The sequence below is a fragment of the Corynebacterium sp. NPDC060344 genome (assembly GCF_042725215.1).
In the GTDB taxonomy this organism is placed as follows: Bacteria; Actinomycetota; Actinomycetes; order Mycobacteriales; family Mycobacteriaceae; genus Corynebacterium.
Genome location: NZ_JBHXCS010000033.1, coordinates 1 through 2,499, shown reverse-complemented (window position 1 = coordinate 2,499; position 2,499 = coordinate 1). Strand labels below are relative to the sequence as shown.

Here is a 2,499-nt window from a genome sequence, read left to right as displayed (position 1 = left end):
GCCCCAGGCGGCGCCGGCGACCTGGCGGGTGGCGACGTTGATGCGGTTCCAGACGTTGACGGTGGAGATGGAGAGGATGAGCGCCGCGAGCTGCTGCTCGTCGTAGTGCTTGGCGGCCTCCTCGTAGACCTCGTCCGGGACCGCGTTGCTGGTGTCCGCGACGCGGGTGACGGCTTCGGCGAGGGCGAGGGCGGCGCGCTCGGCGTCGTCGAAGTAGGGGGTGTCGCGCCAGCCGGCGATCGCGTGGATGCGCTCGTCGGTCTCCCCGAGCTTCTTCGCGATCTTGGGGTGCATGTCGAGGCAGACCCCGCACGCGTTGATCTGGCTGGCCCGGATGTGGGCGAGCTCCAGGGTGCGCTCGCTGATGCCGGTGGCGGTGACGGCCTTGCCCATGGCCTGCAGGGCCTGCATCGCGCCGGGGACCACGATGGCGGGGTTGCCCATACGTGCGTTCATCAGGGACTCCTCGGGGGGTGGGGGCTCGGGTGCCCCGTTTTATGCCGGTACCGCTATGACGGATCCGGCTCCGCGAATGTGACTGTGCAGGGGACAACGCGCAGGGGGCCGTTTCGGCACGGTCTCAAAAACAACCGCTTGGACTGTTTCTGGCGGGGGTATGGAGCGTTCGGTATCGACAATCTCCCCCTCCATGGAGCCCCTTTTCTCAACTCCCGTCCCTGTTCAGGGTGATGATCGAGCGTTCCGGGCGAAAACGGTACGACCGGTTTGGTGTTGACAAACCGGCCGTGCTGTTTTCTACTGGCGGTGGTTCATCCACGGACAGGGGAGTAGGGCGTGGACATCACGGTTCTGGGCGCGCTTGCGGTGCGGGTGAACGGGGTCTCGATCACGCCGACCGCTCCCAAGCCCCGCCAGGTTCTTGCACTGCTGGCCCTGCACGCGGACCAGGTGGTCCCGGTCTCGGCCCTGACCGAGGAGCTGTGGGCGGGCAAGCCGCCGCGCAGCGCGCGGACCACCTTGCAGACGTACGTCCTGCAGCTGCGGGCGATGATCTCCACGGCCCTGGGCCAGGGAGAGGGCGCCGAGGCCGCGGGCGAGTCCGGCGGCGAGGACGGGACGCCCGTGCGCACCGCGAAGGACGTCCTGGTCACGCTCCCGGGCGGCTACCTCCTCGACAGCGGCGGCGCGGCCAGCGACATCCGGGAGTTCGACCGGCTCGCGGGCATGGGCTACCGGGCCATGGACGCCGGGGACTTCCCCGGCGCCGCCCGCCTGCTGCGCGAGGCCCTCGCCCTGTGGCAGGGACCCGCCTTCGCCGACGTACAGGGCGGCGCCCAGCTGGAGATGGAGACGCGGCGGCTGGAGGAGAGCCGGCTGTGCGCGCTGGACCAGCGCATCGACGCCGACATCCGGCTCGGCCGCCACCGCGAACTGCTGGCCGAGCTCACCGTGCTGGCCAGCCGCTACCGCACCCACGAGAACCTGCACGGGCAGTTCATGCTCGCCCTGCACCGCTCCGGCCGCCGCGGCGAGGCACTGGACGTCTACCAGCGGCTGCGCGCCACCCTCGTACGGGAACAGGGCCTGGAGCCCTCCACCGCCCTGCGGGCCCTGCAGCGCTCCATCCTCATGGCCGGCCCCGAGCACCCCGTGAAAGCCGCCCCCGACGCGACGGACACCCGACTCGCCCGCGTGGGCTGACGTGGCATTGGCACGGAGCACCACCGGCCCCGCCGCCGGGCGCAGCGCCAGGTCGGTGCAGGCGCGCTCGGAGCGGACCCGCCGCAGGCTCGTCCACGCGGGCGCCCAGCTGTTCCAGCGCAACGGGTACGCGAACGCGACGCTCGGCGACATCGCCGTGGCGGCCGGGGTCACCAAGGGCGCGCTGTACTTCCACTTCGCCTCCAAGGACGAGCTCGCCGAGGCGGTGCAGGAGCGCGGCGGCGCCATGCTCAGCGCAGAGGCGCACGCGCTGCGCAGCCGGGGTGTCCCGCCGCTCCAGACGCTGGTCGACCTCACCCACTGGCTGGCCAGGACCCTGCACGAGGAGCCGGCCCTCCCCGCGAGCTTCAGGATCACCAAGGAGTGCGCGGGCAGCGAGCCGCCCGTCACCGACTTCCACCGGGCCTGGCTCACCACGGTGTGCGAGCTGCTGCGGGAGGCCCGCGACGCGGGCGAGCTGCGCGCCGACCGCTGGGAGGGCATCGAGTCGGCGGTGGCCGCGGCCGCCTGCGGCATCGAGGTGATGGCGGGGATCGGCATGCCGTACGGGGAACTCCGGCGCAGGGTGAGCGCGTTGTGGCTCCTGCTGCTGCCCGGCCTCGTGCCGGCGGGGTGTGCGGCGCAGTACCGTACTTCGGTCGCGGACACCGAGTCGGCGCTGACGGCGCCCTGGACGTGAACGTGACCCACCGCACCACCGGTTAGCCGAAGGAGCCACCGATGACGAGTGACCCCCGTGATCCGCAGCAGTCGCCCGCCGCGCCCGACGAGGTGCTGGCCGTCCTCCTCGGGGTGCTCGGCGAGGTGCTGAGGCTG

The 2,499-nt window shown here is 71.9% G+C and carries 3 protein-coding genes; 2 read left to right on the top strand and 1 reads right to left on the bottom strand.

Translation table 11 applies throughout. From position 1 onward, the window contains the following. Positions 1–456: carboxymuconolactone decarboxylase family protein (locus ACFWGD_RS13145; RefSeq protein ID WP_377779134.1), on the bottom strand; the 456-nt coding region annotated here is incomplete at its 3' end. A 339-nt stretch (positions 457–795) separates the two neighbouring features. Between ACFWGD_RS13145 and ACFWGD_RS13140 the strand changes: the two genes are divergently transcribed. Next, on the top strand, positions 796–1,662 hold the full coding sequence (locus ACFWGD_RS13140; RefSeq protein ID WP_377779133.1) for a BTAD domain-containing putative transcriptional regulator: 867 nt from the start codon (positions 796–798) through the stop codon (positions 1,660–1,662). Between the two features lies 1 nt (position 1,663). Then, positions 1,664–2,362, top strand: coding sequence for a ScbR family autoregulator-binding transcription factor (locus ACFWGD_RS13135; RefSeq protein ID WP_377779132.1), 699 nt, complete (start codon positions 1,664–1,666; stop codon positions 2,360–2,362). Positions 2,363–2,499 lie beyond the last annotated feature (137 nt).